The sequence below is a fragment of the Rothia sp. HMSC072B04 genome (assembly GCF_001813725.1).
GTDB lineage: Bacteria > Actinomycetota > Actinomycetes > Actinomycetales > Micrococcaceae > Rothia > Rothia mucilaginosa.
On the sequence record NZ_KV813797.1, the window covers coordinates 43,092 to 49,709 of the forward strand.

Here is a 6,618-nt window from a genome sequence, read left to right on the forward strand (position 1 = left end):
TTGCCGCTGCTGGTTGTGGCCGCAGGATCCGGTCGCTTTTTCGGGGGTGCGTGTCCCCGTGTTTTCACTTATTTTTTGTCGCTCATTCTCTATCACTCAACAGGTCATGTTCACTCTTTTTTCTCGCCGCCGTAAGGCTGATCGTGCCCGGCGTGCTGCTGTTTCGTCTGCTGCTGTTTCGTCGATGGATTCTTCCCCTATGCCTGATCGCGTGAAGGAACACGTTTTTGCTCTGGATGCTCGGTGGTGCGATGAGCTGGAGGAGGTCCTGTTCAGTGACCCGGTCCCGAATCTGTACTCCATTGAGCATTATTTGGCGTGCCCTCTTCCGGTGAGGTCCCCGCGTATTCCGCTGCACTACTATCAGGGCTTTGTGGGTTGTGAGCGTGACGGGCAGTTGTGCTGTGTGCTGTTGTTGGGTTCGAATGTGGTGCCGGTGCGGCTGTGCGGTGCCGCAATTGAACACGCCGCCGTTGAACATGCTGAGCAAGGTGCGGATTCTCCCGTTGCTGAAGCGGCGGACGCTACCACCCCGGATGCTACGGCGCTCGCGCATCGTGACGCGCTGGCTCAGCTGCTACTGCAGGTGGGTTCTCGACTGGATTCCATGTTCGGTGAGAGCGCCTTCGTGATGCCTCTGTGGACGCGCATGCAGGAGCTGTGCGAGCAGACTCGCGGCGGTAAGAGCCCGCTACTGCAGATGCTGCAGCCGAGCCTGGGTGACGGTTGCGATCACCGTGCGCGGGTTCTGTCGGAGCGCCCCAATCAACCGTTGCTGTATCTGCCGCCGGAGAAGGACCTCGCCCGCTTCTACGAGACGGAGCTTCCTGAGCTGCCGGCGCACCTGCCCGCGCCTCTCAAACCCGTGCCCATCAAACCCAGGCCCCTCAAGCCGGGGGAGAGTCCCGCCGGTGCTGTCCAACTCGGCGGTGAGGCTGCCGGGTATGCGCGCCTTGCCACCTCCGCGGACCTGGGGGAGCTTCTGCCTGCCGCGGCCGCCATGTTCACCGAGGAGGTCGGCTTCGACCCTGTTGCCCGCTACGGTGACGGCTATGCGGCGCGTCTGCGCACGCTCATTGCCGGTCAGCGCAGCGCCATTGTCACCGATGTGAATGGGCGGGTTATCTTCAAGGCGGATGCGGGCATCGTGAACCTGGACGCCGCGCAGGTGCAGGGCGTGTGGCTGCATCCGGACTACCGCGGCTACGGGCTGGCTAAGCCGTTCTTTGCCGCCGCCGCGCAGATTCTGCAGCGCTACTACCCGCATTTGAGCCTGTACGTGAACGACTACAACGCCCGTGCTCTTGCCATGTACCGGGGGACCGGTTGGGAGCAGATTGGGCAGTTCTCGACCATCATTTTTGAGCGCTAAACACGCCGAACCCTAAAACGCTATAAAATTAAAGACGACTGTGCCTATTTACGGCTCACCCGGTGAGCCTCGGGCACCCTACCTAAACCTATCGACCTTTCAAGGAGAATCGTGGTACTTCGCCTTTCCAACCTCTTCGTGCGCACTCTGCGCGAGGACCCCGTAGACGCTGAGGTCGCCAGCCACAAGCTGCTGGTCCGCGCCGGTTACATCCGCCGCGCCGCCCCCGGCGTGTACACCTGGCTACCCCTGGGCCTGAAGGTACTGCGCAAGGTCGAGAACATCATCCGCGAAGAGATGGACGCCATTGGCGCGCAGGAAGTTCACTTCCCCGCGCTGCTGCCCCGCGAACCCTACGAGGCAACCAACCGCTGGGACGAGTACGGCGACAACCTCTTCCGCCTCAAGGACCGCAAGGGTGCAGACATGCTGCTGGCACCCACCCACGAGGAAATGTTCACCCTGCTGGTCAAGGACCTGTACTCCTCCTACAAGGATTTGCCGGTTTACCTGTACCAGATTCAGACCAAGTACCGCGACGAGGCACGCCCCCGCGCGGGTCTGCTGCGCGGCCGCGAGTTCGTCATGAAGGACTCCTACTCCTTCAACATTGACGATGAGGGCCTGAACGAGGCGTACATGGCGCACCGTGCCGCCTACCAGCGCATTTTCGAGCGCCTGGGCCTGGAGATTGTTATTGTGACCGCACAGTCCGGCGCAATGGGCGGCTCCCGCAGTGAAGAGTTCCTGCACCCGACCCCCATCGGTGAGGACACCTTCGTGCGTTCCGCGGGCGGCTACGCGGCAAACGTTGAGGCCGTCACCACCGTGGTTCCCGAGGAAATCGAAATCACCGAGGACACCCCGGCGGCACTCGTTGTGGACACCCCCGACTCCGCCACCATTGAGACCCTGGTGGAGCGCATGAACGAACTGCACTCCGAGGTGACCGGCGGCACCCTGGAAGCTTCGCAGACCCTCAAGTGCTTCCTCGGCACCGTCATCACCCCCTCCGGCGAGCGTAAGGTCTTCGCCGTGGGCGTTCCCGGCGACCGTGCCGTGGACCTGGGCCGCGTTGAGGTCAACATCGGCGCCCTGCTGGGCATCGGCGGCGAGGTTGAGGTTGAGGCAGCCAGCGAAGAGGACCTGAAGGCATACCCGCAGCTGGTCAAGGGCTACATTGGCCCCGGCCTGAGCCTGGATGCGCCCCTGTTCGGCGCGCACACCGAGGACGAGGATGCGGTAGCTTCCGCAACCGGTATTCCCTTCTTCGTTGACCCCCGCGTGGTGCGCGGTACCCGCTGGGTGACCGGCGCAAACGAAGAGGGCAAGCACGTGGCGAACCTGGTCTTCGGCCGCGACTTCACCGCCGACGGCGTGATTGAGGCGTGCGAGGTACGCGAAGGCGACCCGGCACCGGACGGCTCCGGCGAGCTGGTCGCAGCCCGCGGTATCGAGATGGGCCACATCTTCGCCCTGGGCCGCAAGTACGCTGAGGCACTGGGCCTGAAGGTCCTGGACCAGAACGGCAAGCTGCAGACCGTGACCATGGGATCCTACGGCGTGGGCGTGACCCGCGCACTTGCCGCTATCGCCGAGGGCAACCACGACGAGAAGGGCCTGATCTGGCCGCGTAACCTGGCACCGGCAGACGTGCATATCGTCATCACCGGCAAGGATGCAGCATCCCACGAGTACGCTGAAGAGCTCAGCGCATCCCTGGAATCCGCCGGCCTGCAGGTCATGCTGGACGACCGCCCGAAGACCAGCCCCGGCGTGAAGTTCGGCGACGCCGAGTTGCTGGGTGTGCCCACCATCCTGGTGATTGGTCGCGGCTTCAAGGACGGCGTGCTGGAGCTGAAGGACCGCCGCAGCGGTGAGGCTCGCGAGGTGTCCGTCGAGAACGCGGTGGCTGAGGTCATCGCTGAGGTGCGCGGCGCCTAAGGCACGCCACTAGCCCGCAAAGACGTAAAACCGTCGCCACCTGCCCTACCTCCCAAGAGGTGGGGCAGGGTAGCGGCGGAAGAATGAAAGAAGAGAACTATGGCGTACAAGCCGAAGCGTTCTGGCTCTAAGAAGAGCGCCCCGAATGCGCGCGCTCGCCGTGCCGCATCCCGCGTGGCGAATGGTGTGAACACTCCCCGCACTCGCGTTGAGAGTGAGCCCGTGGTGGAGGCACCGGTGCGCGTGGGTACCCGCGCGATCCGTGAGGAAGAAGCTGCCGAGGCGATTGCCCCGGTTATCTCCGAGTTTTCGCTGGTGCTGGAGGGCCTGAAGATTTCGGGCCCGGCGGCGAACCGCACCGTGAAGATTACGGTGGACTACACCGCTGAGCGTACCGATTCGTTGTCGTTGGATTCCCTCGCGGAGATTTCCGGTGCGATTTCGAGCGCCCTGGACCGTGCGGATGAAAACGACGAGTTCTTCCCCTACGAGCTGGAGGTGTCCTCGCCCGGCGCTACCCGCGCCCTGACCGAGCGCCGCCACTGGGAGCGTGCCCGCACCCGCCTGATTGCGGTCACCGCACCCGATGGCACCGAATACCTGGCGCGTCTGCACGAGGTGCAGGACGAGGGTCCGGTGCTGGCTCGTAAGAAGAACACGAAGAAGGGTCAGAAGGAGTCGTACCACGAGCCGTCTTTGCTTCCGTGGGAAAATATTGCTTCTGCTCACGTCGAGATTGACTTCAATTCGCCTGCTGAGCCGGTAGAATAGAGTTATTAAAGCTTCAGGCACGGGGTGCTCCGTGCCAGGTATATACCGTTCGGGAGCCGGGGCGCACTAAGCGTCCCGGCGCCGTGCTAACTGGGAAAGGCTGAAAAGCGTGGAGGATATTAAAACTATTGACCTGGGCGCACTGCGCGCATTGGCGAAGCAGCGCTCTCTCGTCATGGAGGAGCTCTTCACCCTGGTTGAGAACGCCCTGCTGCTCGCGTACATGAAGCAGCCCGGCGCTATTAAGGGCTCTCGTGCCGTCATCGACCGCACCACCGGCGAGTTCGTCATTCTGGCTCCTGAGCTTGATGAGGACAACCAGAAGATTGACGAGTTCGACGATACCCCGAACAACTTTGGCCGTATCGCTGCCGCAACCGTCCGTCAGGTTCTGTCGCAGCGTCTGCGTGACGCTGAGGACGCATCCGTTCTGGGTGAGTTCAAGGACCGTGAGGGCACCCTGGTGTCCGGCGTGATTCAGCAGGGCAACAACCCGCGTATGGTTCAGGTTGACCTGGGCACCGTTGAGGCTGTTCTGCCCAGCAACGAGCAGGTTCCGGGCGAGAAGTACCTGCACGGTACCCGCCTGCGCGCCTACCTGGTTGAGGCTCGCCGCGGCCCGAAGGGCCCCTCGATTGTGGTTTCTCGTTCGCACCCGAACCTGGTTCTGCGCCTGTTCGAGCACGAGGTTCCCGAAATTTCTGAGGGCTTGGTTTCCATTAACTCCATCGCACGTGAAGCTGGCCACCGCTCCAAGATTGCTGTGTCCGCGAAGAACCCGACCATTAACGCTAAGGGTGCGTGCATCGGCGATATGGGTGCCCGCGTGCGTGCGGTTGCTGCCGAGCTGAACGACGAGAAGATTGACATTGTCGACTACTCGACCGATCCGGCAACCTTCATCGCTGCGGCGCTGTCCCCGGCGAAGGTCACCGAGGTCATTATCGCGAACCCGCGTGAGTACTCCGCTCGTGCCGTGGTTCCGGACGATCAGCTGTCCCTGGCTATCGGCCGTGAGGGTCAGAATGCGCGCCTGGCAGCGAAGCTGACCGGCTGGCGTATCGATATTCTCTCCGAGTCCAAGTACGCTCAGGTTCGTGCCGAGGAAGAGGTTGCAGCTCGCGTGGCTCGTAGCCTGGCTGAAGAAGCTGCAGTTGAAGAGGCAGCAGAAGAGTCCGCACAGAACGCTGAATAAGCATTAGCCCCGGTGAGGGGCGTATCCCGCGGCATATCCGTTTGATGCAGGCGCAAGATATCGGGCAGGTACGTGCCCGGTGTTCTTGCGCCTGCGTCACAGTTTTGCCCATGATTCTTAAAAACGGGATACACTATTAAGATGTGCCGGTGTGTAACCGGGCGCTTTAACGCGCCCTCGCACACACCGGATAGAGCATCACGAATGTACTGCGAACGCGGTTCTGCACACACGCTAGAGAGGGGAGAGGACCATGAGCAATCACGACCTCACCGCAACCTCCGAAGCGTTTGAAGGACCGGTCCGCACCTGCATCGGATGCCGTGCCCGCGATGAACAGCGCAACCTGCTGCGCATCGCCCGCACACCCGTCACGTCTGCTACCGAGCAGGCGGAAACCCCGCCCTATCAGCCCGATACGGCGGGAACTATGCCCGGACGAGGCGCTTGGATCCATCCGAGCGAAAAGTGCGTAGCCGCTCTGCAGAAAAAGAACGGTCTGGCGCGCGCCTTCAAAAAAGCGGTCCCTGCAGCCCAGCTGCAGGCGTGCTGCGAGCAGATTCGAGCCGTGATTGCGGACTCGACCCCCTCGTAGACGCTTTTCGGGTATATGCCCTCTGTAAGTCAACGAGTTTGACGACTTCTTATCTGAAAGCGAGTCAGAAAACTGATGGATATCTAATGAGTGCCGCGAAATGAGTACCCTTTCGTGCTCACCCACCGGCAATTTCACGAATTGGCGCGCCTTCGGGCGTGCACCCCGTAAACATTAGTGTCCGCACCATTCCCGGTGCGGACCGGGAATGGAGAAAATTTGGCTCAGCCTCGAGTACACGAGTTTGCTAAAGAAGTAGGCGTACCTTCCAAGGAAGTTATCGCCAAGCTCAAGGATATGGGCGAGTTCGTTAAGAGCTCCTCTTCCACCCTGAACCCCATGGTTCTGAAGAAGCTGCGCGCGGAATTCCCCGCCGCAGCCGCTAAGCCTGCCGCAAAGGCAGGTCCCGCAGAGTCGGCCGCTAAGCCGGCTCCCAAGCCCGCAGCGGCTAAGCCTGCCGCTAAGCCGGCACCCAAGCCCGCAGCGGCAAAGCCTGCCGCTAAGCCGGCACCCAAGCCCGCAGCTGAGAGCGCAGCTCCCAAGCCTGCAGCAGCTAAGCCCGCCGCAAAGCCGGCAGCAGCACCCAAGCCCGGTGGCCCCCGCCCGGGTAACAACCCCTTCGCATCCCAGCAGGGCATGAAGCGTGGCGGCGGCGACTCCCAGCGTTCCGGCGGTCCCCGTCCGGCACGTAACGGTCGTCCCGGTGGCAACGGTGGCGCACGCCCCGGCGGTAACGGCGGT

6 protein-coding genes are annotated in these 6,618 nt (G+C 62.4%); all 6 read left to right on the forward strand.

Going from position 1 to position 6,618, the window contains the following annotated elements; genetic code table 11:
* The first annotated feature begins 106 nt into the window (after nt 1–106).
* Nucleotides 107–1,372, forward strand: a complete 1,266-nt coding sequence (locus HMPREF2928_RS03080; protein WP_070687340.1) for a GNAT family N-acetyltransferase — start codon at nt 107–109, stop codon at nt 1,370–1,372.
* 111 nt (nt 1,373–1,483) lie between these two features.
* Nucleotides 1,484–3,316, forward strand: coding sequence for a proline--tRNA ligase (locus tag HMPREF2928_RS03085; RefSeq protein WP_049328005.1), 1,833 nt, complete (start codon nt 1,484–1,486; stop codon nt 3,314–3,316).
* A gap of 99 nt (nt 3,317–3,415) precedes the next feature.
* Nucleotides 3,416–4,087, forward strand: a complete 672-nt coding sequence (gene rimP, locus HMPREF2928_RS03090) for a ribosome maturation factor RimP (RefSeq protein WP_070687341.1) — start codon at nt 3,416–3,418, stop codon at nt 4,085–4,087.
* A gap of 109 nt (nt 4,088–4,196) precedes the next feature.
* The gene (gene nusA / locus HMPREF2928_RS03095) at nt 4,197–5,282 is read left to right on the forward strand and encodes a transcription termination factor NusA (protein ID WP_070594115.1); all 1,086 of its coding nucleotides are present in this window, start codon (nt 4,197–4,199) and stop codon (nt 5,280–5,282) included.
* Between the two features lie 253 nt (nt 5,283–5,535).
* A complete protein-coding gene (locus tag HMPREF2928_RS03100; RefSeq protein ID WP_070629115.1) occupies nt 5,536–5,877 on the forward strand; it encodes a YlxR family protein in 342 nt (113 codons plus the stop codon).
* A gap of 219 nt (nt 5,878–6,096) precedes the next feature.
* On the forward strand, nt 6,097–6,618 hold a 522-nt coding region (locus tag HMPREF2928_RS03105), incomplete at its 3' end, for a translation initiation factor IF-2 N-terminal domain-containing protein (RefSeq protein WP_210399867.1).

What these genes read in the sequence shown, in the direction of transcription:
- HMPREF2928_RS03080 (WP_070687340.1), top strand. Translation starts at nt 107, where the DNA reads ATGTTCACTCTTTTTTCTCGCCGCCGTAAGGCTGATCGTGCCCGGCGT.
- rimP (WP_070687341.1), top strand. Translation starts at nt 3,416, where the DNA reads ATGGCGTACAAGCCGAAGCGTTCTGGCTCTAAGAAGAGCGCCCCGAAT.
- HMPREF2928_RS03100 (WP_070629115.1), top strand. Translation starts at nt 5,536, where the DNA reads ATGAGCAATCACGACCTCACCGCAACCTCCGAAGCGTTTGAAGGACCG.